This window comes from Streptomyces sp. CB02980, assembly GCF_014451325.2.
In the GTDB taxonomy this organism is placed as follows: Bacteria; Actinomycetota; Actinomycetes; order Streptomycetales; family Streptomycetaceae; genus Streptomyces.
Genome location: NZ_JACSCH020000001.1, coordinates 366,541 through 393,175, shown reverse-complemented (window position 1 = coordinate 393,175; position 26,635 = coordinate 366,541). Strand labels below are relative to the sequence as shown.

The 26,635-nt window shown below is 71.8% G+C and carries 21 protein-coding genes and 1 pseudogene; 14 read left to right on the top strand and 8 right to left on the bottom strand.

Annotation, left to right across the window (positions count from 1 at the left end; genetic code table 11):
• Positions 1-5 precede the first annotated feature (5 nt).
• On the bottom strand, positions 6-773 hold the full coding sequence (locus E0F75_RS01930; RefSeq protein ID WP_187620645.1) for an ABC transporter ATP-binding protein: 768 nt from the start codon (positions 771-773) through the stop codon (positions 6-8).
• Positions 770-1,276 (bottom strand): PadR family transcriptional regulator, encoded by a 507-nt coding sequence (locus E0F75_RS01925; protein WP_187620644.1) that lies wholly within the window; start codon positions 1,274-1,276, stop codon positions 770-772. Before E0F75_RS01925 ends, E0F75_RS01930 begins: the two co-directional genes overlap by 4 nt.
• Positions 1,277-1,438: 162 nt before the next feature.
• Between E0F75_RS01925 and E0F75_RS01920 the strand changes: the two genes are divergently transcribed.
• The 7 genes and pseudogenes from E0F75_RS01920 to E0F75_RS01890 all read left to right on the top strand — a co-directional run bounded on the left by E0F75_RS01920 (position 1,439) and on the right by E0F75_RS01890 (position 11,083).
• Complete coding sequence (locus E0F75_RS01920) at positions 1,439-2,710, top strand: ABC transporter substrate-binding protein (protein ID WP_187620643.1); 1,272 nt, start codon at positions 1,439-1,441, stop codon at positions 2,708-2,710.
• A 244-nt stretch (positions 2,711-2,954) separates the two neighbouring features.
• Positions 2,955-4,627: pseudogene (locus E0F75_RS01915) on the top strand (glycoside hydrolase family 13 protein).
• An 87-nt stretch (positions 4,628-4,714) separates the two neighbouring features.
• Positions 4,715-6,046, top strand: a complete 1,332-nt coding sequence (locus tag E0F75_RS01910) for an ABC transporter substrate-binding protein (protein WP_187620642.1) — start codon at positions 4,715-4,717, stop codon at positions 6,044-6,046.
• A gap of 12 nt (positions 6,047-6,058) precedes the next feature.
• Entirely contained in the window at positions 6,059-7,387 is a 1,329-nt protein-coding gene (locus E0F75_RS01905) for a carbohydrate ABC transporter permease (protein ID WP_187620641.1), read from the top strand.
• Entirely contained in the window at positions 7,384-8,304 is a 921-nt protein-coding gene (locus E0F75_RS01900; protein ID WP_187620640.1) for a carbohydrate ABC transporter permease, read from the top strand. The genes E0F75_RS01905 and E0F75_RS01900 overlap by 4 nt, the downstream gene beginning before the upstream one ends.
• Before the next feature lie 284 nt (positions 8,305-8,588).
• Positions 8,589-9,371 (top strand): SAM-dependent methyltransferase, encoded by a 783-nt coding sequence (locus E0F75_RS01895; protein ID WP_187620639.1) that lies wholly within the window; start codon positions 8,589-8,591, stop codon positions 9,369-9,371.
• Positions 9,372-9,574: 203 nt separating this feature from the next.
• A complete protein-coding gene (locus tag E0F75_RS01890) occupies positions 9,575-11,083 on the top strand; it encodes a TerD family protein (protein ID WP_187620638.1) in 1,509 nt (502 codons plus the stop codon).
• A 179-nt stretch (positions 11,084-11,262) separates the two neighbouring features.
• Here the strand turns inward: E0F75_RS01890 and E0F75_RS01885 are convergent, their stop codons facing one another.
• Positions 11,263-11,841 carry a hypothetical protein gene (locus E0F75_RS01885; RefSeq protein ID WP_187620637.1) on the bottom strand — a complete coding sequence of 193 codons (579 nt, stop codon included), beginning with the start codon at positions 11,839-11,841 and terminating at the stop codon, positions 11,263-11,265.
• Between the two features lie 327 nt (positions 11,842-12,168).
• Here E0F75_RS01885 and E0F75_RS01880 point away from each other — a divergent pair, with 327 nt between their 5' ends.
• The 3 genes from E0F75_RS01880 to E0F75_RS01870 all read left to right on the top strand — a co-directional run bounded on the left by E0F75_RS01880 (position 12,169) and on the right by E0F75_RS01870 (position 16,531).
• On the top strand, positions 12,169-14,514 hold the full coding sequence (locus tag E0F75_RS01880; protein ID WP_374115355.1) for a collagenase: 2,346 nt from the start codon (positions 12,169-12,171) through the stop codon (positions 14,512-14,514).
• Between the two features lie 98 nt (positions 14,515-14,612).
• Complete coding sequence (locus E0F75_RS01875) at positions 14,613-15,599, top strand: proline racemase family protein (protein WP_187620635.1); 987 nt, start codon at positions 14,613-14,615, stop codon at positions 15,597-15,599.
• Positions 15,596-16,531 (top strand): ornithine cyclodeaminase family protein, encoded by a 936-nt coding sequence (locus tag E0F75_RS01870; protein ID WP_229312432.1) that lies wholly within the window; start codon positions 15,596-15,598, stop codon positions 16,529-16,531. Before E0F75_RS01875 ends, E0F75_RS01870 begins: the two co-directional genes overlap by 4 nt.
• Before the next feature lie 52 nt (positions 16,532-16,583).
• On the opposite strand, the gene E0F75_RS01865 is transcribed toward E0F75_RS01870, so the two are convergent.
• The 5 genes from E0F75_RS01865 to E0F75_RS01845 are packed head-to-tail and all read right to left on the bottom strand — an operon-like array spanning position 16,584 to position 22,300.
• The gene (locus E0F75_RS01865) at positions 16,584-17,564 is read right to left on the bottom strand and encodes an ABC transporter ATP-binding protein (protein WP_187620634.1); all 981 of its coding nucleotides are present in this window, start codon (positions 17,562-17,564) and stop codon (positions 16,584-16,586) included.
• Positions 17,561-18,565, bottom strand: coding sequence for an ABC transporter ATP-binding protein (locus E0F75_RS01860; protein ID WP_187620633.1), 1,005 nt, complete (start codon positions 18,563-18,565; stop codon positions 17,561-17,563). Before E0F75_RS01860 ends, E0F75_RS01865 begins: the two co-directional genes overlap by 4 nt.
• Positions 18,565-19,551, bottom strand: coding sequence for an ABC transporter permease (locus tag E0F75_RS01855; protein ID WP_187620632.1), 987 nt, complete (start codon positions 19,549-19,551; stop codon positions 18,565-18,567). Before E0F75_RS01855 ends, E0F75_RS01860 begins: the two co-directional genes overlap by 1 nt.
• Positions 19,548-20,501 (bottom strand): ABC transporter permease, encoded by a 954-nt coding sequence (locus tag E0F75_RS01850; RefSeq protein WP_187620631.1) that lies wholly within the window; start codon positions 20,499-20,501, stop codon positions 19,548-19,550. The genes E0F75_RS01855 and E0F75_RS01850 overlap by 4 nt, the downstream gene beginning before the upstream one ends.
• Positions 20,502-20,557: 56 nt before the next feature.
• Entirely contained in the window at positions 20,558-22,300 is a 1,743-nt protein-coding gene (locus E0F75_RS01845) for an ABC transporter substrate-binding protein (protein WP_187620630.1), read from the bottom strand.
• 205 nt (positions 22,301-22,505) lie between these two features.
• On the opposite strand from E0F75_RS01845, the gene E0F75_RS01840 reads away from it, so the two are divergent.
• The 4 genes from E0F75_RS01840 (at position 22,506) to E0F75_RS01825 (ending at position 26,594) form a co-directional block, all read left to right on the top strand.
• Positions 22,506-23,663: an FAD-binding oxidoreductase gene (locus E0F75_RS01840; protein ID WP_187620629.1), complete on the top strand. Its 1,158-nt coding sequence runs from the start codon at positions 22,506-22,508 to the stop codon at positions 23,661-23,663.
• A 32-nt stretch (positions 23,664-23,695) separates the two neighbouring features.
• Positions 23,696-24,010, top strand: a complete 315-nt coding sequence (locus E0F75_RS01835; RefSeq protein ID WP_187620628.1) for a (2Fe-2S)-binding protein — start codon at positions 23,696-23,698, stop codon at positions 24,008-24,010.
• 160 nt (positions 24,011-24,170) lie between these two features.
• A complete protein-coding gene (locus E0F75_RS01830) occupies positions 24,171-25,652 on the top strand; it encodes an NAD(P)/FAD-dependent oxidoreductase (RefSeq protein ID WP_187621006.1) in 1,482 nt (493 codons plus the stop codon).
• Between the two features lie 30 nt (positions 25,653-25,682).
• The gene (locus tag E0F75_RS01825; protein ID WP_187620627.1) at positions 25,683-26,594 is read left to right on the top strand and encodes a dihydrodipicolinate synthase family protein; all 912 of its coding nucleotides are present in this window, start codon (positions 25,683-25,685) and stop codon (positions 26,592-26,594) included.
• Positions 26,595-26,635: the final 41 nt, after the last annotated feature.

The window sequence follows — 26,635 nt, the reverse complement described above, 5'->3', positions numbered from 1 at the left end:
CCGCCTCAGTCTCGCAGTTCGAGCACGCCGGACACTCCCGGACGTGCCGTGCCGCCGTCGCCGAGGGCCGCGTCGTCGGCTGTCCGTCCGTCGAAGAAGCTGATGACCCGGTCCGCGGCGCTGGCCATGCGGGCGTCGTGGGTGACCATGAGGATGCTCTGGCCCCGCCGGTGGAAGCGCGAGAGCAACCGTGCGACATCGCGGGTCCCCTTGCTGTCGAGGCTTCCCGCGGGCTCGTCGGCGAGCAGCAGCGCCGGGTTGTTGACCAGGGCGCGGGCGAGCGCGACCCGCTGTTGCTCGCCTCCGGAGAGCTCTCCCGGCATCGAGCGGTCCCTGCCCTCCAGACCGAGTTCCTGGAGGAGTTCCGCTCTGCTCTGCCGCGCCGACCGGGGCGAGACCCCGGCGAGGAGCGCCGGCAGTTCGATGTTGTCGGCGACGGTGAGGTTGGAGACCAGGTTGAAGAACTGGAAGACGATGCCGATGTGGCGGCGGCGCAGCATCGCCCAGCGGGCCTCCGAGAACCCGTCGACCTTCTCCCCGCCCAGCCACAGATGCCCGCTGTCCGGCCGTTCGAGACCGCCCACGAGGTGAAGGAGGGTGGACTTTCCCGCTCCGGACGGGCCGGTGATCGCGACGAACTCACCCGGCCGCACGGTCAGGTCCACACCTCGTACCGCCTGGACAGGGGCACTGTCGCCGTGGTGGGTCTTCGTCAGACCCTCGGCACGCACGATCGTGTCCTGTGGGGGCGCCGCGGTGGGACCTTCTGTCATTCCAGCTCCTCCTGACAGCGCTCCAGCCAGTCGAGGTCGGCCTGCAGGTGCAGCATGGCACCCTCGATCAGGAGCTGGGCGATCTTGTTGCCACGGTCCTCCGAAGCGGCGAGCTTGGAGAGGGTGCGCATCGTGTTCAGGTGCTGGCGCCGCTGCTTGTTGATCAGGGTGATCGGATCGGCGAGTCCGGACAACGGGGCCAGCGCGAGTTTCATGAAGAACTCGTCGCGAACCCTCGGCTCGTCGGCGGTCTCCTCGAACCACGCGGAGACGGCGTCCCGCCCCGCTTCCGTCAACCGGTACGTCCGCTTGTTGGGGCGACCGGACTGTTCGACATCCTCACCCTCGATGAGACCGCTCTTCTCCAGCCGCCCGAGCGTCACGTAGACCTGGCCGACGTTCGGCTGAGGGTATGCGGAGCCGAGGAGTTGTTCAAGGCCCTGCTTGAGCTCGTAACCGTGGGCTGGGCCCCGGGTGAGGAGTGCCAGCAACTGCTGCCGCACACGCTCCCCCTTCTGTGTCGTTCCGGAACCCGATGCCGGACCTGAGACCGTAGGACCAGGTGACGGCGCTGTCATCCGGCGGTCCAGTATCGCCGATTCCCCGGACTCGACCTATGCCACGATGGTCCACGTCGCGTCCGGGACCACGTCCAGGAGGAACCTATGCGGTGGATACGGGCCGTGAGGAGGGGGATTCTCGCAGCGGCGATCGTGCTGGCCGGGTACTCCGGCGTCGCGCAGCGTCCCGTGGAGTACTCGGCCGAGGGCCGGGGACCGCTGACGTTCGTCACGGCGGGAGATCTCACCCGCTACCTGTCACCGCTGGTCGACGAGTGGAACGGCGGGCATCCGGGCGAGCGGGTCACCCTCGTCGAGCTGCCGGACTCGGCCGACGAGACCCGGGCGCAGATGCTCAGCGAACTCCGCTCCGGCAGCAGCCGGTTCGATGTGCTCAACCTCGACGTGGCCTGGACCTCGGAGTTCGCCGCGGCAGGTCTGATCAGTCCCCTGGACCGCGGCCGGTTCGAACTCGACTCCTTTCTGCGCCCCGTGGTCGACACGGCCACGTTCGAAGGGAGGCTGTACGCCGTCCCGTACGTGACCAACGCGGGGCTGCTCTACTACCGCAAGGACGTGCTCGACGCGGCCGGCGAGAAGCCGCCGAGGACCTGGGCCGAGCTGGCCCGCCAGGCGCGCACGCTCGCTCCCCGGCACGGCCTGGAGGGGTACGCGGGCCAGTTCCTCCCCTACGAGGGGCTGACCGTGAACGTCACCGAGGCGATCCAGTCCGCGGGCGGGACCGTCCTGCGTGACGACGGCACGACGGTCGCGGTCGACTCGGACGCGGCGCGGGCGGGCCTCGCGTTCCTCGCGGACGGGGTGCGCGAGGGCTGGATACCCACCGAGGCCCTGCGGTACAAGGAGGAGGAGTCCCGCGCCGCCTTCGAGGAAGGACGTCTCCTCTTCCTGCGGAACTGGCCGTACGTCTACACGGACGCCAACGGCCCGGGATCGAAGGTCGCGGGACGCATCGGCGCCGTGCCGCTGCCCGGTCTCGACGGGCTGGGCACGAGCGTGCTCGGCGGATCGAACCTCGCCGTGTCCGCCCGTTCGATGAACGCCGCCACGGCCGCCGACTTCATCGCGTACCTGACGAGCGAGCGGGTACAGCGCCAGGTCCTGACAAGTGGCGCTCTGCCGCCGGTGAGAGCCTCGCTCTACGACGACCCGTCGCTCGTCGCCGCCCACCCCTACCTCCCGATCCTCCGGGAGAGCGTGCTCGCGGCCGTGCCTCGCCCCAAGAGCGCGCGGTACGACCAGGTGAGCCTCGTCGTCCAGGCGGTCGGCCAGGACGTGCTGGCGCTCCGCGACACGCCTGAGGAAGCCGTGCGGCGGCTGACACGCGAGCTGGGTGCCATCTCCAGCGGTTCTTGAGGCTCCTGGGCTGCCTGAGGTCCCGGAGCTCCCCGAGGTCCCTCCTGCCTCGCTCGGACCGTCACTACCTACCTGTTGACTAACAGGCCTCCCCCTCGCTCGTACTGTCTGCTCAATGCAGCATCTTCACAAGCAAGTTCGGCAGCCTCGTTGACATCGCGCCGTCATGGCTACTTAACATGAATGCATAGCAGAGGCTCCCGATCGGGTGCTCTCGCATTCACTGCAGACAGGTCGACGCGAGATGCTCAGCACTCTTGCGGCCCATGCCGGCCGCTCACCCCGCGCCCACTCCGCCACCCCCTGGTGGCGGGACGCGGTGATCTACCAGGTCTACGTCCGCAGCTTCCTCGACAGCACCGGGGACGGCGTCGGAGATCTCGCCGGCGTCCGCGCCGGCCTTCCCTACCTGAGGAAGCTCGGCGTCGACGGCATCTGGCTGAGCCCGTTCTATCCCTCGCCTCAGCACGATCACGGCTACGACGTCGCGGACCACCAGAACGTCGACCCCGTGTACGGCGACCTCGCCGAGTTCGAACGCGTGGTGACCCAGGCCCATCGGCTCGGGCTCAAGCTGCTGATCGACATCGTCCCCAACCACTGCTCGACCGAGCACCGGTGGTTCCGGAAGGCCCTGGCCGCCGGACCGGGGAGCCGCGCCCGGTCACGGTTCCACTTCGCCCCGGGCCGCGGCCCGAACGGGGACGAGCCCCCGAACAACTGGCACGCCATGTTCGGTGGTCCCGCCTGGACCCGCGTCACGGAACCGGACGGCACCCCCGGCGAGTGGTACCTCCACCTCTTCACACCGGAACAGCCGGACCTCAACTGGCGCGACCCGCGCGTGGGCGAGCACTTCGAGCAGGTGCTGCGCTTCTGGCTGGACCGCGGCGTGGACGGGTTCCGCATCGACGTCGCCGCCGGCTTGTACAAGCATCCCGATCTCCCCGACTCGGACGATCCGACGGCGGACGAGCGCACCCGCGACTCGGTCAACCCCCTGGCCTGGAACCAGCCCGAGGTCCACGACGTGTGGCGCCGCTGGCGCGCCGTGTGCGAGGAGTACACGGAACGCGACGGCATCGAGCGGCTGCTCGTGGGCGAGTGTCGGTGCCGAGCGCACGTGAACACGCCCTGTACGTACGGCCGGACGAGCTGCACCAGGCGTTCTTCTTCGACCTGCTCAGCGCCCCCTGGGACGCCACCGCCTTCCGGGCCGTCATCGACGAGGCCCTCCGTGACATCGCCGGCACGGGATCGACGGTCACCTGGGTCCTCAACAACCACGACCAGGTCCGCACCGTCACCCGGTACGCGGGCGGCCCCGGCGCCGAGCACGTCGGCGCCGCACGGGCCCGCGCGGCGGCGCTCCTCATGCTGGCGCTCCCGGGCGCCGCCTACGTCTACCAGGGTGAGGAACTCGGACTGCCCGAGGTGCTCGACCTGCCCGACGACGTGCTGACGGACCCCATCTTCCGCCGTACGGGAAGCCGCGCGAGGATCCGGGACGGCTGTCGCGTCCCCCTTCCCTGGTCGGGCCAGGCGTCCCCCTTCGGGTTCAGCGACGGCGAGGCCGGTGTACGCACCTGGCTGCCGCAGCCGGAGTGGTTCGCCGAGTACGCCACCGACCGCGCCCTCGCCGACACCCGATCGTTCTGGCACCTCTACCGCGAAGGACTCCAACTCCGGCGAGGTCTGCCCCAGTTGGGGGAAGGACCCCTGCGTTGGCTGGAGGCACCACCCCACGTCCTCGCCATGGCGCGTGGCGACGGCTTGGTCTGCGCCGTGAACTTCGGCTCCGACACCGTCCCCGCCCCGGTGCCCGGTGTGCCGCTGCTGTCCAGCGGACCCTGCCCGGCCGGTGAACTCCCCGGGGCGACCGCCGCCTGGTGGTCCACCGACACCCCGGCCTCCTGACCTGCCCCTCTCCGCCCCGCTCCGCCGGCTCCTGTTCCGCCCCGCCCCGCCCGCCCTGCCCCGTTCCCGAAGGAAGGATGGACCGTCATGAGACGATCCGCCGCGACAACCCTCCGTACCACCGGCACCGTCTCCACCGTGCTGGCCCTGGCCCTCACCGTCACCGCCTGTGGGGGAGACGCCGAACCCGCCGCCGACGGCGAACTCAGCGGGAAGACCGTCACCGTCGCCGGTGTCTGGACCGGCAGCGAGCAGAAGAACTTCAAGAAGGTGCTCGACGCCTTCAGCGAGAAGACCGGCGCCAAGACCGTCTTCGTGCCCTCGGGCGACAACGTCTCCACCTTCGTCGGCAGCAAGATCGAGGGCGGCAACGCCCCCGACGTGGTGCTCGTCCCGCAGGTCGGCGTGCTCCAGCAGTTCGCCAAGGCGGGCTGGCTCAGGCCGCTGTCCGAGAAGACCACGGAGACCGCCACCGCGGGCCTGGCCCCCGTCTGGAAGAACTACGGAACGGTCGACGGGAAGTACTACGGGCTCTACTTCAAGGCGGCCCACAAATCCACCATCTGGTACGCCCCCGAGGCGCTGTCCCAGGCCGGCGTCAACGAGCCCAAGAGCTGGGACGAGCTCCTCGCGGCGGGACGGACGCTCGCGGACTCCGGCCGACCCGCCTTCGCGGTCGCCGGTGAGGACGGCTGGACGCTGACCGACTGGTTCGAGAACGTCTACCTCTCCCAGGCAGGACCGGAGAAGTACGACCAGCTCGCCCAGCACAAGATCAAGTGGACGGACGAGAGCGTCGTCACGGCCCTCTCGACGCTCGCCGTGGTCTTCAAGGACAAGCAGCTCGTGGCCGGCGGAGCCCAGGGGGCCCTGCAGACCGACTTCCCCGGCTCCGTGCAGAAGGTCTTCGGTCCGGAGCCCGAGGCCGGCATGGTCTACGAAGGCGACTTCGTGGGCGGCGTCGCCAAGGACGAGTTCGGCAAGAAGCCCGGCGAGGACGCCAAGTTCTTCCCGTTCCCTGCGGTCGGCGCGGGGGCACCGCCCGTGGTCAGCGGCGGGGACGCCGCGGTGGTCCTCAAGGACGCCAAGAACGCCGAGGCCGGCATGAAACTCCTCGAGTTCCTCGCCACACCGGAAGCTGCCGAGGTCTGGGCCGGGGCCGGCGGCTTCCTCTCCCCGAACAAGAACGTCAAGCCCGAGGCCTATGGCGACGCCACCACGCGCGCGACCGCCGCGTCCCTCGTCGCCGCCGGAGACTCGGTGCGCTTCGACATGTCCGACCAGGCCCCCGCGGCCTTCGGCGGCACCAAGGGCGCCGGCGAGTGGAAGCTGCTCCAGGACTTCCTGCGCGACCCCTCGAACCCGAAGGCGACCGCGGCGGCTCTGGAGGCCGCTGCGGCCAAGGCGTACGGGAACTGAGGTCGCCCGGTCATGGCCGACACCCCGAAGGCACGCGCCGCGGCGAACCCGCGGCGCCGTGCCCTCCGCAGAAGGCGTCTCCTCGGCGCGCTCTTCGTCCTCCCGGCCTTGCTGCTCCTGGGGGCACTGGTCGTCTACCCGGTCGTGTACTCCGTCGGGCGCAGCCTCTTCGACGCGAGCGGCGACCGCTTCGTGGGCGCCGGGAACTACCTGGAGATGTTCCAGGACCCGGCCACGCAGAAGGCCCTCCGCAACAGTGTGATCTGGGTCGTCGTCGCGCCCGTGCTTCTCACCGGGCTCGGACTCGTCCTCGCCGTCCTCACCGAGAAGGTGCGGTGGGCCACCGCGTTCAAGCTCGTCCTGTTCCTCCCCATGGCCGTGTCCTTCCTCGCCGCGGGCATCATCTTCCGCCTCGCCTACGACCAGAACCCCGAACGGGGCGTGCTCAACGCGGCGATCGTGGGCGTCCACGACACGATCGTCGAACAATCCCCCTACCCGACGGCGCGGGCTCGTGAGAGCAAGGGCCTGAACGGCAGTCCCGGCGAGGGCTACACGACCGGCGAGGTCCGCCCCGGGGGCGAGATCGCCCTGCCCTTCGTCGGCGTCGCGCCCGGGGCCGTGCCCCCGCGGGCGGCGCCCGCGCGGACGCCGGAGCCGTCGGCGGGGAGCCTGTCGGGCGCCGTGTACCTGGACTTCACGCCCGGGGCGGGCGGCCGGCAGGGGCAGATCGACACGAAGGAGAAAGGCCTTCCCGGCGTGACGGTCGAGGTGCTGCGCGGGGGCACGGTCGTCGGATCCGCGGAGACGGGCGACGACGGCTCGTTCCGCTTCGCCGACCTCGGCGACGACGCCTATACGCTGCGGATTCCCGCGTCCAACTTCGCCGCCGGCTACACCGGCGTCGACTGGCTGGGACCCAGTCTGGTCACCGCGGCCATCATCGGCGCCTACCTGTGGGTCTGGACCGGATTCTCGATGGTCCTGATCGGCGCGGGGCTCGCGGCCATCCCGCGCGACGCCCTGGAGGCGGCCCGGGTGGACGGCGCGACCGAGGGCCAGATCTTCCGCAAGATCACGGTTCCGCTGCTCGCCCCCGTACTCACCGTTGTCTTCGTGACGCTCGTCATCAACGTCATGAAGGTGTTCGACCTCGTCTACATCATCGCCCCGGGCCCCGTGCAGGAGGACGCCAACGTACTGGCCACGCGCATGTGGCTGGTCTCCTTCGGCGGGGGCAACGACCAGGGTCTCGGCAGCGCGCTCAGCGTTCTGCTCCTCGCCCTCGTCGTACCGGCGATGATCTTCAACATCCGGCGCTTCCGGAAGGGCGGATCATGAGCAGCCACACCGGACCGAGCAGCCGCACCGGACCGAGAAGCGGCACCGGAACGAGGAGCCGCACGGGAACGAAGGGCCGCACCGGACCGCCCCGATGGCTGGGCAGCACCGTGGTCCAGGTGTCCCTGGTCCTCGTCGCCCTCGTCTGGATCACCCCGCTCGCGGGGCTCTTCCTCTCCTCGCTGCGCTCGGAGCAGGACAACGCCTCGAACGGCTGGTGGACGTCGCTCATCGACCCCGCTCAGCTCTCGGTCGACAACTACCGCGCCCTCTTCGAGGATTCCGGTCTCGTCTCTGCCTTCTGGAACACGGTCCTCATATCGGTGCCGACGACGGTGCTGGTCGTCGGCATCGCGGCCCTCGCGGGATACGCCTTCGCCTGGCTGAGCTTCCCCGGCCGGGACGCGGTGTTCCTCGTGGTCGTCGGCCTGCTCGTGGTGCCGGTCCAGATCGGCCTGCTGCCGGTGGCCAAACTCTTCGGCGCGGTCGGCCTCTTCGGCACCGTCGCGGGAGTGATCCTCTTCCATGTGGCGTACGGCCTGCCCTTCGCCGTCTTCCTGCTGCGGAACTACTTCGCGGAGATCCCGAAGGAGATGCTGGAGGCGGCACGCCTGGACGGCGGCAGCGAGTGGCGGATCTTCCTGCGGCTGATCCTGCCGCTGGGCAGGCCCGCCGTCGCGAGCCTGGCGATCTTCCAGTTCCTCTGGGTGTGGAACGACATGCTCGTGGCCCTGCTGTTCGCCGACAGCGAGTCGCAGCCGCTGACCGTGGCGCTCCAGTCCCAGATGCGTCAGTTCGGCAGCAACATCGGCGTCCTGGCGCCGGGTGCCTTCCTGTCGCTCGTGGTTCCGCTCGTGGTGTTCTTCGCCTTCCAGAAGCACTTCGTCCAGGGCGTGATGGCGGGCTCGGTGAAGTAGCCGCGCGAGGACGGATGTGCGACAGCGGGGTAGCGCCCTCCACGGTGACGGAGGGCGCTACGACGCTGTCGTACCTCCTCCGGGCGACCCCGGGAGGGCTCGTCGCTGGAAGGGCTCGTCGCCGGAAGGGCTCGTGGAGGTCAGTGATCGACGGGCCGGGATGTCACCCCGTACGGACCCTGACGTCGCGGCAAGGTCAAGCCGGGATCATGCCGACGTGAACAGTGGGGGCAATGTGGCATCGCAGCAAGGGAGTTGCCGGAGCGCCGCGCTAGGTTGAGGGCGTGACCGACATCGAATCGCGCATCGACACCTCCCGGCCGCACACGGCCCGGATATGGAACTACTGGACCGGTGGCAAGGACAATTACCCGGTCGACCGAGAGGCCGGCGACCGGATCCGGGAGCTGCACCCCGGGATCGGGGAGTACGCGAAGGCGGACCGGCTGTTCCTGGGGCGGGCGGTGCGACACCTGGCCGAGCACGAGGGCATCCGGCAGTTCCTGGACATCGGGACGGGGCTGCCGAGCGCCGACAACACGCACGAGGTCGCCCAGCGCGTCGCCCCCGACGCACGGGTCGTGTACGTGGACAACGACCCGCTCGTGCTCGCGCACGCCCGCGCCCTGCTGGTCGGGACGCCCGAGGGCCGCACCGACTACCTGGACGCCGATCTCCGGGACGTCGACACCGTCCTGGCCGCTGCGGCGAAGACGCTCGATCTCTCGCAGCCGGTCGCGCTGATGCTGCTCGGGGTGGTCATCTTCGTCGAGGACGACGAGGAGTCGTACGCGATCGTCCGCCGCCTCATGGACGCGCTGCCGCCCGGCAGCCACCTCGTCCTCTCCCACACGGTCAAGCACCCCGACATGGCGGATGTCGACGCGGCGGTGGCGTTCTGGAACGAGCACGGCACGCCGAAGCTCACCCAACGGACTCCTGCGGCCGTCGCACGCTACTTCGACGGCCTGGAGCTGCTGGAGCCCGGGGTGGTGTCCTGCTCGGCATGGCGGCCGGGGACGGCGACGCCGGACGTCGCGATGTACGCGGGCGTCGGACGCAAGTGAAGGCGGGAACGGGCGGTCCCTGAGGTCTGGCCGGCCTGCGGGACACGGCCGCCGCGCCGGCCGGGGTACTTGCCCCGTCGCTCCTGGTGCCGGCGCCCGGCATCAATACGCCCTCCTCGTCACCCCCTTCACCGATCTGGGCGTCCCCGCACTGCCGCCCCCGGCCGTGGACCTGCGCCGGAGCGGCATGCCAGCATGACGTGGTGACTCGGATCATCAAGGGGGAGAACCTGCCGGTCCCCGGGCAGGCGTGGCGGATCGAGGTCGCCTCGCAGGCGGCCGGCGACGGAGTGCCGGAGGTGGCGGCCTCCGCGCTGCTCCTGGACGCCACCGGCAAGGCCGTCCGGCACCTGGTCCTCGAACGGGCCGGCGTCGAGGACGACCGGTCAGCGGACCGGCTGGACCTCGACATCGAGAGGGTCGGACCGGACGTCCGGCGCATCGTGATCGTCGTCGTCGGTCAGAACGGCACGCTCGGGCAGGTGCCCGGCCTGTCGGTACGGACGCTGAGCGCCGCGACCGGGGAGCAACTCGCCCTGTACGAGATCGACGACGCAACCACCGAGACGGCGCTGGTCCTCGGCGAGTACTACCGGCGCGACGGTGGCTGGAAGTTCCGAGCGGTGGGCGAGGGCTACGACGCGGGGCTCAAGGCGCTGGCGGAGGACTTCGGCATCTCGGTGCCGGCACCGGCCCAGGCACCGGCCCAGGCACCGGCCCAGGCACCGGCCCAGGCCCAGGCCCCGGGCGGGCCGGTGCCGGTGGAGCTTCCGCGCGGGGCCGTCGGCAAGTCCTCGGGACCAGCTGCTGATGCTGCCGATACGGAGCGGGGACAGGGCTCCGGTTCGGCCCAGGGACACGGTGGCGGCCCGGGACTGACGAAGGGCGAGGCCGCGGCACACGGCCCGGGCTCGTCTCCATCGCATGCCTTCGCCCAGGCCCCGTCCGACGCCCAGAACGGAGCCCGGTCCCAGTCCCAGAGCTCGCCCCAGCCCCCGTCCCGGGGGCCGGGAGTGATCCCGGTGGTTCCCTCGCCGACCCCGTCGCCCGAGGCGGTCGCCGCCGCCGCGATCCTCGGTGGGGAGTTCGACGACATCGTGTACAGCGGGCGGGGCAGCGCCAAGTTCGCCATGGACACGACCCCACCGCCCGGCTACGTCCTGGTCGAATTCGCCCGGACCGGCAAGGGCTTCTTCGACCTGGACTCCATCGACTGGAACGGCAGGGAGGCCGTCGACCTCGGGAACTCGGACACGTCCCACCGGTTCGAGCGGCGGGTGATGTGGTGCGACAGCCTGTACCCGCTGCGCTTCCGCGTCGGCTGCGACGACCGCGACGAGTGGACGATCGTGATCCGACCCGTGACCGCGGTGCGCCGGCTCGGCGAGGCAGCCACCGGCCGAGGATCCGAGGTGCTGCTTCACACCGGGCCCGCCGGCGAGCTGGTCACCCGTCTGCGTCCGACGGAGGCGACCGGGTATGTGCGTGTCCAGGGGCACAAGCCGCGTCGCCCTGGTGCCCCCGCCCCCTTCCCGGTCTCGCTGGCGAGCGAGTACGGCCGGAGCCCGAAGGCCACGCGCGTGCTCCCGGAGGGGCCCCTGTTCGTCGCGGTCGTCGAAGGAACGGGTGACTGGTCGCTGGAAGTCCGTCCCCCAGGGAGCACACCCCAGGAGAAACGCTCCGGCTTCTGGCGCCGCATCGTCAGGTCCTAGATCAGGTGAACGCTTCGTCGTGGACCGCCTCGTGAACCGGGTCGGGGGCGCGCTCGGCGAGGCGCGCCACGACGCCGAGTTCGGGCGGGGCGGCGTACTGACGCCGGAGGAGTATCCGCGCACCCCGCTTCCTTGCGCCCCAGGGCCGGCGGGCGGCTCCGCGCAGGGCGGGTTCGGGATCAGTCGGTGATGTACCAATCGTTCCTGAGGTACTCCAGGGTGTAGTCGCCGAGGTCGCTCTCGGAGAAGGTGGCGGAGGACCTGACCGCTTCGACCGGCATCTCGATCTTGCCGGGCGTGCGCACGGCGACGCGCTGAGGGTCGACCGTCGCGGTCTGCAGGGCCTTCTTCTGCGCGGGCGAGATCATCTGGAAGACCGCGGTGTACGTCGACGTGCACGGGCCGAGTCCCTGGTCCTCCGCCTGCTTCGCGGCGGGCCCGGCCACTTCGCAGACCGTGTCGATGTCCTCGTGGCCGAGGGCGTGGAGGTACTGCTCGTAGCGCCGGATCGCCCCCTCCTTCGTCCTGGGCGAGGGCTGCTCGCCGGTCGAGGCGGCCGACGGCTTCTCGGTCCGAGTGGACGCGGACGGTGTGACCGGCGGGTCTTCGGCCCGCGTGGATGTGGATGCGGACGTGGGCGCGGTCGGCTGCGAAGGCTTCGCGCCCGCGTCCCCCTTCGTCTGCTCCGGACCGCATGCACACGCCACCAGAGCCACGCAGGCCGTCACCGCCACGTTCACCATCGTCCGAGCTCGCATCCGATTCCCTCCGCTTCCCTCACCACCAGCCGACAACACGTCAAGAGGTCACGCAGGATACGGGGAAACGGTTCCTGAGCCGCCCCGGGCAGGGCGGTGCCGGAGGCGTGGCCGGGGCTCGGGTGACTGCTGCGGCGGGCGGCCTTGAGTGAACCTCGGGTAACTCGTGGCAGCAGAGGGGTTGTCAGTGCAATTTCACATTACTATGTTACACCGCACACGGTTCGATGAACCTCCGTCAAACACCGTGCGCACCACAACAGTTCTCGTCATCCCCAATGACGTTCCCCCACCACTCATGGAGTTCTGTTGTCCATCCACAGACGTGTGCGTTCGTCCCTGCTCACCTCCGCCATCGCCGTGACCCTCCTGGCCTCCTCGGGCCAGACCGGGGCCTCCGCGGCCGACACGGACGCCCGCGCCACCGCTGTCCCCGCCGTGTCGACCGGCGCCCCGGCCCCGCGGGCCCAGCACGGAACCAACCCGTTCGACGAGGTGGAGCGCCTCGCCACCGCTCCCCGCAAGACCTTCGGGCCCGCGCCCGCCCCCGGCAGCCTCGCCGCGGGGCGCGTCCCGGGCCGGGCCCCGGTCGCCGCCACCGCTGCCGCGCGGACCCTCTCGGCCGACACCAAGACGACCGCCGCCGGCGTTCCCTGCACGCTCGACGGGATCACCGGGCTCGGCCCCGAGCAGTTCGCCGACTTCCTCGCCGACCCCGCGGTCCTCGCCGACGGCTGTCTGCGCGGACTCATCTGGACCTGGGACGCCCGGCTCGCGCCCGTCATGTCCGACGCCCACGTCCAGGCCGTCGCCCGCCGAATATCCGGTCTGGCCGCCGCCCATGACGGCCGTAACTCCTCCCACCTGGAGGAGATGTTCACCTACCTGCACGCCGTCGCGTACCACGACTACTCCCGCGACGAGATCGACACCACCGACGCGCCCACCGTGAACGCCGTCCGCCAGGCCGTCGCCGACTTCGGCAACGCGGCCCGCACCTTCGACGTCACGAAGAGCAACGCCTTCACCCTGCGCGAGGCCCTCTACGCGGCCAGCGCCCCCGGACTCCGGCAGCACCAGCTCGGTCTGATCAAGCGGGTCCTCGCCACCATGGACCCCTCGCACACCGCCACCCACCTCGACCCGTCCTGGGCGGGGGCCGCGCTCGCCGCGCTCTCCGTCAACTACCTGGGCGTCTACCCGGGCAACCAGGACGCCGCCTTCCAGGCCGCGGCCGCCGCCGACCCGGCGTACCGCGCCGTCTTCAAGGCCTTCGCCGGCTACGGCCACCTGAAGGGCACCGCCAACGACTGGGTCGCCCGCGACGCCCTCGGCGAGTACGGCCGCTTCGGCGAGATCACCAGCCTGCGGACGGAGATCACCGCCGGACTCGGCGGCCTGCTCGGCCAGGCGGTCACCACCTTCGGCCGCGGCAGCCAGCAGTGGGCCAAGGTCGTCTCCTGGCTCAACTACTTCGACGCGTGCAAGCCGTACGGCGTCTGCAAGGCGGACATCGAAGCGCAGATCTTCCCGTACACGTACACCTACGACAACGGCGCGATCAAGGTCCGCACGGGGCTCGACCGGGCCACCGTCGACCAGCTCTACTACGCGAGCAAGCAGGTCAAGGCCCAGTTCCACCGTGTGGTCGGCACCGAGCAGCCGCTCGCCGGCGACCCCAACACCACCCTCACCATCGTCCTGTACGGCTCGCGGGCCGACTACGAGAACTACCACCCCATCCTGACCGGGATGGGCACCAACAACGGCGGCGTCTACATCGAGCGCGGCGCCACCTTCTACACCTATCAGCGCCGTGTCCCGCAGGACTCGTCGCTGACGCTCGAAGAGCTCTTCCGCCACGAGTACACCCACTACCTCAACGGCCGCTACGCCGTCCCCGGCTTCTTCGGCGAGGGCCCCTGGTACCAGGGCGACCGCACCACCTTCATGGACGAGGGCACCGCCGAGTTCTTCGACGGCGCCACCCGCAGCGACGGCATCAAGGTCCGCAAGTCCCTGGTCCGCGGCGTCATCAACGACACGGCGGGCGGCGGCCCCCGGATGAACCTCCGGCAGATCCTCAACGCCACCTACGACGGCGACGGCTTCCGCTTCTACAACTACGCGGGAACGTTCTTCGAGTTCCTCTGGAACGAGAAGCCCTCCCTGATCCGCGAGATGTACACCCACCTGCGGAACAACGACGTCGCCGGGTACGACGCCTGGCGCAACCGCCTCGGCTCCGACACGAACCTCCAGCGCGACTACGACCGCTTCCTCGACACCCAGATCGCCCAGGTCGACACGCTGTACGTGCCCAACACCACGTTCACCCCCAACGCCCAGCTGCGCGACGCGGCCCTGGCCACGGTGAGGTCCACCTTCGCCACCGCCACCTACAACACCCCCGACTGCGTCGAGAACGGCGAGCCGGGCAAGCGCCGGTTCGTCTGCACCGGCCGGATCACCGCCAACCTGTCCGACTCGGGGAGCGCGGACCAGAACTTCAAGGACATGTCCGAGACGGTCGACTACTTCATCCTCGACCGCGCGGGCGCCGCCTCCAACAACCTGGCCGACATGAACTGCTCCTTCGGGCCGATCGACATCTGGTCCACCAGGGTCGCCGGCACGTCCGGCTTCAGCTGTGAGGGCCCCCTCCGCAGCTGACCCGTCCTGAGCCGACCCATCCTGTCCGGGCCGGTCCCTCCACGGGGAGGGACCGGCCCGGCGCACATCCCGAAATCCCCTCCCGGAGGCCGTACTTCGTGAGCACCACCCCGCACACGGTCCGCACCACCGACTACCACACCGCCGGCGAACCCTTCCGGATCGTCGACGAGGACCTGCCCCCGATCCCCGGCGACACCGTCGCCGAGCGCCGGGCCACCGCCCTCACGACCGGCGGCTCGGGCACGGACCCGCGCCCCGGCCCCCTCGACGACCTGCGCCGCCTCCTGTCCCGGGAGCCGCGCGGGCACGCGGGCATGTACGGCGGCTTCGTCGTGCCGCCCGACGACGACGGCGCCCACTTCGGCGTGCTGTTCTGGCACAAGGACGGCTACTCCACCGCCTGCGGCCACGGCACGATGGCCCTCGGCGCCTGGGCCGTCGACACGGGGCGCGTCCCCGCCCCCGACGACGGCGACGTCTCCGTACGGATCGACGTGCCCTCCGGCCGTGTCACCGCCGCCGTGCACCGCGCGGACGGCCGCACCACCGGCGTCACCTTCCGCAACGTCCCGACCCGCATCGTCGCCCGCGACGTCGAGGTGACCACCACGCTCGGCACCGTCGAGGCCGACCTCGCCCACTCCGGCGCCCTCTACGTCTCCGTCGCCGCCCGCGACCTCGGCCTCGACGTCTCCGTGCGCGCCCTGCCCGAACTCGTCCGCGCCGGGCGGGAGATCCGTGCCGCGCTCCCCGAGCACGACGTGTACGGCGTCATCCTGTACGAGGAGCTCCCCGACACCCCCGAAGGACTCCACCAGCGCAACGTCACCGTCTTCGCCGACGGTCAGATCGACCGCTCACCCTGCGGCTCGGGCACCTCCGCACGCCTCGCCCTGCTCGGCGACGACGGACGCCTCGCCGTCGGGGACACCCTGCGGCACGAGTCCGTCGTCGGCACCGTGTTCACCGGACGCCTCCTGGCGGAGGGGGTCACCGAGGTCGGCGGAACCACCCACCGCACCGGCACCCACTCCTTCTTCCTCGACCCGGACGACGAGCTGGGCGCGGGGTTCCTCCTGTGAACCCGCCCCTCTTCCTCGACGCCGCGACGATGGCCCGCCTCATGGGTCCCGCGGCGGTGACCGACGTCCTCGCCGACGTCCTGCGGGCCGGACTCGACCCCGACGCCGGACCTCCCCGCACGGCCGTGTCCGTCCCCACCGGTGAACTCCTCCTGATGCCCGCGGCCTTCGGCTCCTTCGCCGGCGTCAAGGTCGCCGGAGTCGCCCCCGGCAACCCGGCGCGCGGTCTGCCCCGCATCACCGGCTCCTACCTCCTCCTCGACGGCGCCGACCTCCGGCCGCTCGCCCTCCTCGACGGAGCCGCGCTCACCGAGCTGCGTACGCCGGCCGTCTCCGCCCTCGCCGTCCGCTCCCTCACCCCGGCCGACCGGCCCCTGCGCCTCGTCCTCTTCGGGGCGGGCCCCCAGGCGTACGGCCATCTGGAGGCCGTCCTCGCCGTCCGCGAGCTCGCCGAGGCCGTCGTCGTCGCACGCGAGCCGGTCGGCGGGCGCGCCCTCGCCGGGTACGCGCGGACCCTCGGCGTTCCCGCCCGCACCGGCACGCCCGCCGAGGTGGCCGGGGCCGACCTCGTCGTCTGCTGCACCACGGCCAGGGAACCGCTCTTCGACGGAACCCTGGTGGCACCCGGCGCCACCGTCGTCGCCGTCGGCTCGCACGAGCCGACGGCCCGCGAGACGGACACCGCGCTCGTGGTCCGGTCCGAGGTCTACGTCGAGGCGCGGACCGCCGCGCTGCGGGAGGCGGGCGACCTGCTCGTCCCGGTCTCCGAAGGGGCGATCACGGCCGACCACATCGCGGGCGACCTCGCCGACCTGGTGACCGGTCGCGGGGAACCGGCGGCCGGGCGTCCGCGCCTCTTCAAGAGCGTGGGCATGGCCTGGGAGGACCTCGCCGTCGCCACCGCCCTGTACCGGGCGGCCCGTTCGTCCTGAACACACCGGTGCCCCGGTCCCGCGCGCACGCGGGACCGGGGCGTTCGCGTGCTCAGTCGCCCTCGGGGAAGTGACAGGCGACCTCACGCGCCTCGCCCGGCACGAGGGTCCGCAGTGGCGGTGCCTCGGCCCGGCAGATCTCCCGCGCCTTGGGGCAGCGCGGGTGGAAGGTGCAGCCCGGCGGGGGAGCGGCCGGACTCGGTGGGTCGCCGAGCAGGGTGATCCGCTCCCGGCTCCGCTCGGCCGCCGGGTCCGGCAGGGGTACGGCGGAGAGCAGCGCCCGTGTATAGGGGTGGGCCGGGGCGGCGTACACCCGTTCCTTGGCGCCGATCTCCACGATCCGGCCCAGGTACATGACGGCCACCCGGTCGCAGACCCGCTTCACGACGGAGAGGTCGTGGGCGATGAAGAGGTAGGCGAGCCCGAGTTCGCGCTGGAGCCGTTCCATCAGATTGACGATCTGCGCCTGGACGGAGACGTCGAGGGCGGAGACCGGTTCGTCGGCCACCACGAGCCGGGGGCTGGTGGCCAGGGCGCGGGCGATGCCGATGCGCTGGGCCTGTCCGCCGGAGAACTCGTGGGGGTGGCGGTCGATGTGCTCGGGGATGAGGCCGACCAGTTCCATCAGTTCCACGGCGCGTTTGCGCGCGTCGGCCGCCGTGCCGCCCTGGACGAGCAGCGGGTCGGCGATGATCCGGGCCACGGTCTGCCGGGGGTTGAGGGAGGAGTGCGGATCCTGGAAGACCATCTGGAGGTCGCGGCGCAGCGGCTTGAGCGCCCGCTGCGACAGGTGGCTGATGTCCCTTCCCCCGAACGAGACGGAGCCGGCGGTGGGTTCCAGGAGCCGCACGATCGTGCGGCCCGTGGTCGACTTGCCGCAGCCGGACTCGCCGACGAGGCCCAGGGTCTCGCCCGCCGCCACGTCGAAGCCGATGCCGTCGACGGCCCGGATCGGGGCCGAGCCCCTGCGGCTGCCGGGGAACGCGATCGTGAGGTCCCGTACGCGGAGGAGGGGCGGTGCGGTGGTGGTCATGGGGCGACGCCTTCGTGCGCGGGGAAGTGGCAGGCGGCCGGGTGTCCGTCCGGGCCGCCGAGGGACGGGCGTTCGCTCGCGCAGCGGGCCCGCTCCTCCTCGGAGCCGACGGCGGCGCGGGGACAGCGGGGTGCGAACGCGCAGCCCGGAGCCGGTTCGAGCAGCGAGGGCGGGCTGCCCGGGATGGCTCGCAGCGGGGCGTCGTCGGGGTCGTCGAGGCGGGGCAGCGAGTCGAGCAGGCCACGGGTGTACGGATGGGCGGGCGAGGCGAACAGGGCGTCCACGGGGGCGTGTTCGGCGGCCCGGCCGCCGTACATGACGAGCACGTCGTGGGCGACGCGGGCGACCACCCCGAGGTCGTGCGTGATCATGACGACGGAGAGGCCGCGCTCCTGCTGGAGGCGGGCGATCAGCTCCAGGATCTGGGCCTGGACGGTGACGTCGAGCGCGGTGGTGGGTTCGTCGGCGATGAGGAGGTCGGGTTCGCAGACGAGGGCCATCGCGATCATCACCCGCTGGCGCATGCCGCCGGAGAACTGGTGGGGGTACCCGCCGGCCCGGCGCCGGGGTTCGGGGATGCCGACCTCGGCGAGTGCCTCGACGGCCCGCTCGCGGGCGGTGGCCCGGCGCGAGCCGAAGTGGACCCGGTGATGCTCGGCGACCTGCTCGCCGACGGTGTAGTAGGGGTGGAGGCTGGACAGCGGGTCCTGGAAGATCATGGCCATCCGCCGGCCGCGGAGCCCGTTCAGCTCGCGGTCGGGCAGGCCGATCAGTTCCCGCCCGGAGAGGGTGACGGAGCCGGTGACCTCGGCGCCCGTGTGCAGGCCCATGACGGCGAGGGAGGTGACCGACTTGCCGGAGCCGGACTCGCCCACGATGCCGAGCGTCCGGCCGGGCAGCACGTCGAAGGCGAGGGAGTCGACGGCCCGGACGGGGCCGCGCTTCGTCGGGAACGTGACCGTGAGGTCCCGTACCGACAGGAGGGAGGCGGAGTCGCCCATCAGTACCTCACTCGCGGGTCGACGACGGCGTACAGGAGGTCGACGGCCAGGTTGGCGACGACGATGAAGGTGGCGGCGAGCAGGGTCACCCCGAGGATGACCGGCTGGTCCCCGGTCGACAGGGCACCGTAGAAGAGCCGTCCGACGCCGGGCAGCCCGAAGATGGACTCCGTGATGACGGCGCCCGCGAGCAGCCCGCCGAGGTCCATCCCGAAGATCGTCAGGATCGGCGTCATCCCGGCGCGCAGACCGTGCTTGACGACCACGGTGCGGCGCGGCAGGCCCTTGGCGCGCGCGGTGCGGATGTACGGCTCCGCCATGGACTCGATCATCGAGTTCCGGCTCTGCCGCGCGTACATGGCGGCGTAGAGGAGAGCGAGCGCCAGCCACGGGAGCAGCAGGTTGGAGGCCCAGGAGAGGGGGTCGCTGCCGAAGGGCACGTACTGCGGGTAGGGGAGCAGGCCCGTGACCCGGATCAGTCCGTAGATCAGCATCACCGAGGTGAAGTAGACGGGGAGCGAGGCGGCGGCGACCGCGCCGACCATCAGGACGCGATCGGTGAGCGTGTCCTTGCGGAGTGCGGCGGTGACGCCCGCCGAGAGGCCGAGGAGCAGCCAGATCGCGGCGGCGCCGACGGCGAGCGACGCGGAGACCGGCAGCCGGTCGACGAGGAGGTCCCACACGCCCTGGCTGTTCTCGTAGGAGTACCCGAGGCAGGGGAAGTCGCAGTGCAGGGCGTACTGGCCGGTGCCCAGGGTGCGGCCGGTGAAGATGCCGGTGACGAAGTCGGCGAACTGCCGCCACAGCGGGGCGTCCAGGCCCATGTTGACGCGGATGGCCTCCAGGCGTTCGGTGCTGCACGACTTGCCGCAGGCCGCGGCGGCGGGGTCGGAGGGCAGGACGTAGAAGACGGCGAAGGTGACGGCGGCGATGGCGACGAGCACGCCGAGCACGCCGAGGAGGCGCCGGCCGAGGTAGAGGATCACGCGCCGCCTCCTCTCGGGTCGAGGACGTCGCGCAGCGCGTCGCCGAGCAGGGTGAAGGCGAGCACCGTGAGGAAGAGACAGAGGCTCGGGACGGCGAAGTACATGGGGTCCGTCTCGTAGTAGGCGACGCTCTCGGCGATCATCTGGCCCCAGGAGGGCGTCGGCGGGCGGACCCCGACGCCGAGGTAGCTGAGGGCGGCCTCGGTGGCGATCATCCCGGGGACGATCAGGGTCGTGTACGCGATGACGGGCCCGGCGACGCCCGGGAGGATGTCGCGGACGAGGATGCGCAAGGGGCCGGAGCCGCCGACGCGGGCGGCGTCGACGTACTCGCGGTGCTTGAGCGACAGGGTCTGGCCGCGGACGATCCGGGCGATGCCCGGCCAGCCGAAGAGGCCGATGACGGCGGTCATGAGGACGATCCGGTTGACGTCCCGGGCCACCGACATCATCGCGATCATGAAGATGAGGGACGGGAAGGACATCGTGAGGTCCATCAGCCGGGACAGCGCGGTGTCGGTGCGGCCGCCGAAATAGCCGGCGGCGATGCCGGCCGCCGTCCCCGCGACGACGACGATCGCCGTCGCGGAGAAGGCGATGAGCAGCGAGACCTGGGCACCGTGCACGATCCGGGCGAACAGGTCGCGGCCGGTGACGGGTTCGACACCGAGCCAGTGCTCGGCCGAGACGCCGCCGAGCGGCCCGATGGGGAGGCCGCCCAGGTACGGGTCGACGGCGCTCTTGTCGAACTCGTCCGGGCCCCAGCCCCCGAGCGCGCCGATCAGCGGGGCGGCCGCGGCGAGGAGCGCGAAGAAGGCGACCACGCCGAGGGAGAGGCGGGCGGCGGGGCGGCGGCGCAGTTCGGCACGGACGAGCTGCCAGGGGCCGTGGGCCGTGCGGGCGGGGGACGGTGGGGCGGTGGTCGCGGAGGACGGCGGGGTGGTGGTCACGGGGGAGGGTGGGGTGGTCGTCCCAGGGGCTCGTGGGGTGGTGGTCACGGCGGGCCTCAGTTCCCGCTCTTCGAGGGGTCCTTGAGGCCGACGGTGGCGTAGTCGATTTGGCCGCCGAAGGAGGTGTGGCCGAAGGCGCCGGCGATATTGGTGCCGATGAGGAGGGGCTTGCGCTCGACGACGACGGGCGCTGTGGGCGCCTTGGCGAGGATCTTCCCGTCGAGTTCCCGCCAGGCCTTGGCGGCCTGGGCGGCGTCGGCCATGGCCGCGATCTCGTCCATGCGCTTCATCGTGGCGTCGTCGCGGAAGAGCGAGTGGTTGCCCGAGTTGCCCTTCTCCTTGATGAAACGGCCGTCGAAGACGAACGGCAGGAACGTCGAGCCGGAGGGGTAGTCGGGGCACCAGCCGGTGTAGACGAGGTCGGTGCGGTTCTTGGTGTCGCCGATCGTGTCGTAGAAGGCGGAGGGGTCGACGGTCTCGATGGTGACTTTGATCCCGGCTCGGCCGAGGGACTGCTGGACGGCCTCGCCGACGGCCTTGTCGCCGTTGGAGACGGTGATGCGGGTGGTGAAGCCGTCCGCCTTGCCCGCCTGCTTGAGCAGCTCCTTCGCCTTCGGCACGTCGCCGGTGAGCGGGATGCCGAGCGTGTCGGGCTGCTTGCCGCCGAACAGGAAGCCCGGCATGAGCGCCGTGGCCGGGTCGTTGAGGGCGGGGCCGCCGGAGGCGGTGAGGACGGCCTCGCGGTCCAGGGCGTACTGCACGGCCTGCCGGACCTTGACGTCGTCGAAGGGTGCGCGCCCGGTGTGCATCTGCACCATCTCGGTACAGCTGGTCGACTCGGCGAGCAGACGGGCCCTGATGTCCGGCTTGGTGAGCACCTTGGGGGTGGACTCCGGGCGGAGCTTGTCCCATGGGACGGCGGAGGCGTCCGGGCCGGTGGCGGCGATGAGCCGGTCGTCGATCTGGTTGGCCTTGAGGCCCATGGTGACGACGACCCTGTCCGGGTACGCCTTGCGCACCTGGTCGGTCTTCGGGTCCCAGTGGGTGTTGCGGACGAGGACCAGCTGCTTGTCGCGGGCGTAGGAGTCGATCTTGTACGGGCCGGAGGAGAAGGGCCGGTTGTCGTACTGGGGCCCCTTGTCCTGGGACGGGGGTACGGGCGCGAAGGTGGGCAACGTGGCCGCGAAGGGGAACTCGGCGAAGGGCGTGCGGAGTTCGAAGACGATCGTGCGGCTGTCGGGGGTCTTCACGGAAGCGAGGTGCTTGCCGCCCGCCGGGCCCTGGTAGCCCTCGGCCCCGGCGAGATAGCGGGCCGCGTAGTCCGGGCCGCCGGGCAGGTCGGGGGAGAAGGACCGCTCCACGTTGTGCTTGATGTGCTGCGAGGTGATCGGCGTGCCGTCCTCGTACTTCAGTCCCGGCTTGAGCTTGAAGGTCCAGGTTCTGGCGCCGTGGGAGGAGACGCCCAGGCTCTCCGCGAGGTCGGGGACCAGTTCGCCGCCCTGGGTGCCGGGTTCCGCCTTGTACGTGACGAGGGTCCGGTAGAGCAGGCGGGTGCCGAAGTCCATGTCGCCCATCACCCAGTTGCGGGCCGGGTCGAGATGGGTGAAGTCCTGGTTGGACAGGACGGTGAGGGTGCCGCCCTTCTGCGGTGTGCCGCCGAGGACCGCCCCGGTGTTGGTGGTCGCGGGGTTCCCGCCGTTCCGGTCGCCCCCGGACGTGCCTCCGCCGGAGCAGCCGGTCGCGGCGAGGGTCAGGGTCGTCACCAGGGCCGTGGCCAGGGTGCGCGTGCGCTTGTTCATACGGGTCACTCCGGGGGAGCAGTCGGACAGCCTGGGGCGGCTGGAATGTGACCGGTAACATAGTAATGTGAAATTGTACTGACAAGGTGTCGGGTGAGCCGTTACCCATCCGTGTCCGGAAGGGGTCGGGGGAGCGGGGTGGGAGCTTGAGGGATCTCTTGGTGAGGGTCTTGGCAGCGAGTGTGCAATGTGAAATATTACTGCCGTGCCCACGAGAGAAACCTCGGACGTCATCGTCATCGGCGCCGGCGTGGTCGGCGCAGCCTGTGCCCACTACGCGGCCCTCGCCGGCCTCTCCGTCACCGTCGTCGACCGAGGTTACGTCGCCGGCGGCACGACCGGAGCGGGTGAGGGCAACCTTCTGGTCTCCGACAAGGAACCCGGCCCCGAACTCCGACTCGCCCTCCTCTCCACCGCGCTGTGGACCGAACTCGCCGACAGGCTCCCGCCGGCCGTCGAGTACGAGGCCAAGGGCGGCCTGGTCGTCGCATCCGACGAGACGGGACTGAGCGCCCTGCGGGAGTTCGCGACCCGCCAGGAGAAAGCGGGTGTCGTCGCGCACGAGGTGCCCGGTGACCGGCTCCACGACCTGGAGCCCCACCTCGCACCGGGCCTCACCGGCGGCTTCCACTACCCCCAGGACGCCCAGGTGATGCCCGCCCATGCCGCCGCGCAGCTGCTCAGAGCCGCCGGCGACCGGGTCCGCCTCGCGCTGGGCGAGGAGGTCACCGGCCTCCTCACCGGCGCGGGCGGAGCGGTCCGCGGAGTGCGGACCGCCACCCGCGAACTCCACGCCCCGTACGTCGTGAACGCCGCGGGCACCTGGGGCGGCGCCCTCGCCGACCTCGCCGGCGTCCACCTGCCCGTCCTGCCCCGCCGCGGCTTCGTCCTCGTCACCGAACCCCTGCCGCGCATCGTCCGCCACAAGGTGTACGCCGCCGACTACGTGGCCGACGTGGCCAGCGGATCCGCCGCGCTCCAGACCTCGGCCGTCGTCGAGGGCACCCCCGCCGGACCCGTCCTCATCGGCGCCAGCCGCGAGCGCGTCGGCTTCGACCGGACCCTCTCCACCGAGGTCCTGCGCCGCCTCGCCGCCGGAGCCACCGGGCTGTTCCCCGTCCTCGGCACCGTACGGGCGATCCGCACCTACCTCGGCTTCCGTCCCTACCTGCCCGACCACCTGCCCGCCATCGGGCCCGACCCGCGCGTCCCCGGACTTCTGCACGCCTGCGGCCACGAGGGCGCGGGCATCGGTCTCGCACCGGTGACGGGTCAGATCGTCGCGGCCTGCATGACCGGCGCCGAACCTCCCCTCGATCTCCACCCGTTCCGACCCGAGCGCTTCGACGCCACCGCACCCTGAGGCGCGCACCCACCGTCACGAGAGGAGGGCCCGTGGCCCGCACCCCCATCGGCCTCGTCGGGGCACAGCCGGATCCGCCGTTCGAGATCACCTTCGACGGCCGGCCCGTCCCCGCCCTGCCGGGCCAGACCCTCGCCGCCGCCCTGTGGGGCGCGGGCGTCCTGGCCTGGCGCACCACGCGGGACGGAGGCCGCCCGCGCGGCGCGTTCTGCGGCATCGGCCAGTGCTACGACTGCCTCGCCACCGTCAACGGAGAGCCCAACCGCCGTGCCTGTCTGGTCCCGGCCCGCCCCGGCGACGCGATCACCACCCAGGAAGGGCACGGCCATGACCGCCTCGGCGTCTGACCCCGAAGACGTGGCCGGGCCTCCTTCGGTGCCCGAACCGAAGGACTCGGCCGGGACCGTCGCCGACTCCGCGGCCATCGCCGTCTCCGGGACCGTCGCCGACTCCGGGACCGTCGCCGTCTCCGGGAGCGTCACCGACTCCGTGCCCGACGTCGTCTCCGTGCCGGACGCGGGTCGACGCTCAGACGCGCCGTACGACCTCGTCGTCGTCGGCGCGGGCTCCGCAGGGCTCGCCGGAGCCGTCGCTGCCGCCGAACTCGGGCTCTCCGTGGCCCTGCTGGACTCATCGACCCAGCCCGGCGGGCAGTTCTACCGGCACCCGGCGCCCACCCTGGGCGCGAAGCGGCCCGAGGCCCTCCACCACGGCTGGTCCGCCTTCGCCGACCTGCGCCGACGGCTGCACGCGAGCAGCGTCGACCACCTGACCGGACATCATGTGTGGTCCGTCGTGAAGGAGACCGACGGGACGTGGACGGCGCACGCCCTCACCGGCGCGGACGGTAGCGCGGACGCGCCCGTCCGGATCCGGGCCCGTGCCCTGCTCCTCGCCACCGGCGCCTACGAGCGCCAACTGCCCTTTCCCGGCTGGACCCTGCCCGGTGTCGTGGGCGCCGGGGGAGCGCAGGCGATGCTCAAGTCCGGGCTCGTACTGCCCGGCCGGCGCATCGTCGTGGCCGGCAGCGGCCCGCTGCTCCTCGCCGTCGCCTCGTCCCTCGCCTCGGCCGGTGCGAAGGTGCCCGCGGTGGTCGAGGCGGCGGGGTACCTACGGTACGGCCGCACCCCCCGGGCGCTCGCCACCAACCCGCGGAAGGCGGTCGAGGCCCTCGTCCACGCAGCCGCGCTGGCCCGTCACCGGGTGCCCGTACGGCTCCGCAGCGCGGTGACCGAGGTGCACGGCACCGACCGGGTGGAGGCCGTCACGGTGAGCCGCCTGGACCGCGCGTGGCGCCCCGTGCGGGGGACGGGCCGCCGGATCGCCTGCGACGCCCTCGCCGTCGGTCACGGCCTCGTCCCCCAGATCGAGCTGGCCGTGGCGGTCGGCTGCACCACCCGCGCGCTGCCCGACGGCACCCTGGGCCTGGCCCTGGACGACCTCCAGGAGAGCTCGGTGCCCGGCCTGTGGGCCGCGGGCGAGACCGGGGGCGTCGGCGGTGCCGAACTCGCCCGGATCGAAGGGGAGCTGGCGGGCCGGGCGATCGCCGCGCGGCTGCTCGGCCGCCCCGCCCGAGCCGGTGCGGCCGCCGGACTCCGGCGGCGCCGGGACCGCATGCGTGCCTTCGCCGACGTCATGTCCGCCGCGCACGCCCCCGGCCCCGGCTGGACCGGGTGGCTGACCGACGACACGGACGTGTGCCGCTGCGAGGAGGTCCCCGCGGGCAGGGTCCGCGAGGCGGTCGCCGAGTGCGGCGCGCGCGACGCCCGGACCGTCAAACTCCTCACCCGGGCCGGCATGGGGTGGTGTCAGGGCCGGATGTGCGGGACGGCCGTGGCGTGCCTCGCGGCCGCCGGAGCCACCCCCGAACCGCCCGCCGAACGCCGCCCGTTCGCCGTCCCCGTACCGCTGTCGACGCTGGCCGCGCTCGACGGGCCACCGGACCCGGCCGTCACGGTCGACGGCCCGACAGACCCAGTCCCCTCCTAAGACGTCACACCTCACCGAAAGGTCGTCGAGATGAACACCACCACCGCCTGGACCACCGACCGCCCCTGGCGCGGCATCATGGTCGCCACCACCCTGCCGTTCAAGGAAGACCTCTCCGTCGACTACGACGCCTACGCCGAGCACGTGGCCTGGCTGATCGCCAACGGCTGCGACGGCGTCGTCCCGAACGGCTCCCTCGGCGAGTACCAGACCCTCACCGCCGACGAGCGCGCCAGGGTCGTCCGTACCGCCGTCGAGGCCGCGGGCGACGGAGCCAGGGTCATGCCGGGCGTCGCGGCCTACGGCAGCGCCGAGTCCCGCCGCTGGGCCGAACAGGCCGCCGAGGCAGGCTGCGGCTCCGTCCTGCTGCTGCCGCCCAACGCGTACCGCGCCGACGAGCGCTCCGTCATCGCCCACTACGCGGACGTGGCCGGGGTCGGCATCCCGGTCGTCGCGTACAACAACCCCATCGACACCAAGGTCGACCTCGTCCCGGGCCTGCTGGCGAAGCTGCACGCCGACGGCAGCATCGTCGCCGTGAAGGAGTTCAGCGGCGACGTCCGCAGGGGATACGAGATCGCCGAACTCGCCCCGGAACTCGACCTGCTGATCGGCGCCGACGACGTCCTCCTGGAGCTGGCCCTGGCCGGTGCGGTCGGCTGGATCGCCGGCTACCCCAACGCCCTCCCCGCCAGCTGCGTCGAGCTGTACCGGGCCGCCGTGGCGGGCGACCTGGCGACCGCCCGGCCGCTCTACTCCTCGCTGCACTCCCTGCTGCGCTGGGACTCCAAGGTCGAGTTCGTCCAGTGCATCAAGCTGTCCATGGACATCGCCGGCCGCCCCGGCGGTCCCACCCGCCCCCCGCGCCTTCCGCTCACCGGTGCGACGGAGACCGCCGTGCGTACCGCCACCGAGAAGGCCGTCGCCGACGGTCACCGCTGACCGGACCCGCTGACCGGACCCATCGACCGGACCGAAAGGAA

What these genes read in the sequence shown, in the direction of transcription:
- E0F75_RS01825 (WP_187620627.1), top strand. Translation starts at nt 25,683, where the DNA reads ATGAACACCACCACCGCCTGGACCACCGACCGCCCCTGGCGCGGCATC.
- E0F75_RS01900 (WP_187620640.1), top strand. Translation starts at nt 7,384, where the DNA reads ATGAGCAGCCACACCGGACCGAGCAGCCGCACCGGACCGAGAAGCGGC.
- E0F75_RS01845 (WP_187620630.1), bottom strand. Translation starts at nt 22,300, where the DNA reads ATGAACAAGCGCACGCGCACCCTGGCCACGGCCCTGGTGACGACCCTG.
- E0F75_RS01885 (WP_187620637.1), bottom strand. Translation starts at nt 11,841, where the DNA reads ATGCGAGCTCGGACGATGGTGAACGTGGCGGTGACGGCCTGCGTGGCT.
- E0F75_RS01865 (WP_187620634.1), bottom strand. Translation starts at nt 17,564, where the DNA reads ATGACCACCACCGCACCGCCCCTCCTCCGCGTACGGGACCTCACGATC.
- E0F75_RS01930 (WP_187620645.1), bottom strand. Translation starts at nt 773, where the DNA reads ATGACAGAAGGTCCCACCGCGGCGCCCCCACAGGACACGATCGTGCGT.
- E0F75_RS01910 (WP_187620642.1), top strand. Translation starts at nt 4,715, where the DNA reads ATGAGACGATCCGCCGCGACAACCCTCCGTACCACCGGCACCGTCTCC.
- E0F75_RS01860 (WP_187620633.1), bottom strand. Translation starts at nt 18,565, where the DNA reads ATGGGCGACTCCGCCTCCCTCCTGTCGGTACGGGACCTCACGGTCACG.
- E0F75_RS01920 (WP_187620643.1), top strand. Translation starts at nt 1,439, where the DNA reads ATGCGGTGGATACGGGCCGTGAGGAGGGGGATTCTCGCAGCGGCGATC.
- E0F75_RS01905 (WP_187620641.1), top strand. Translation starts at nt 6,059, where the DNA reads ATGGCCGACACCCCGAAGGCACGCGCCGCGGCGAACCCGCGGCGCCGT.